At 72.1% G+C, this 269-nt stretch carries 1 protein-coding gene; it reads left to right on the top strand.

What is annotated here, in order from left to right; genetic code table 11:
* Positions 1–269, top strand: a 269-nt coding sequence (locus R0J87_RS20875; RefSeq protein WP_498888651.1) for a hypothetical protein, incomplete at both ends; no start/stop codon positions are given.

Genomic DNA, 269 nt, shown 5'->3' with positions numbered 1-269 from the left:
ACCGGCATCGGCGGCTGGCTGCCGGTGGTGGCGGTGGAGAGCGTGCGCGCGCTCGCGATACTGGCCGGGGTGGAATGGGGCCGCCGCATCGGCAACACGGCCAGCGGCCGGGCGCGGGCGGCGGCCAATGGTCTGTTCCGGGCCGCCCAGATACTGGTGCTGGTGTACTGGGGATTGTCCCTGGGCTACGTGGCCCTGTTCACGGATGCGGCCAGCACCGACGCGCCGGGCCTGATCCGCGCACGGCCGCTGGAATTCGCAGTATTCGC

The sequence above is a fragment of the Halomonas sp. SIMBA_159 genome, assembly GCF_046536035.1.
GTDB classification, from domain to species: Bacteria; Pseudomonadota; Gammaproteobacteria; order Pseudomonadales; family Halomonadaceae; genus Vreelandella; species Vreelandella venusta_A.
This window is presented reverse-complemented; position numbering and strand designations above follow the sequence as displayed.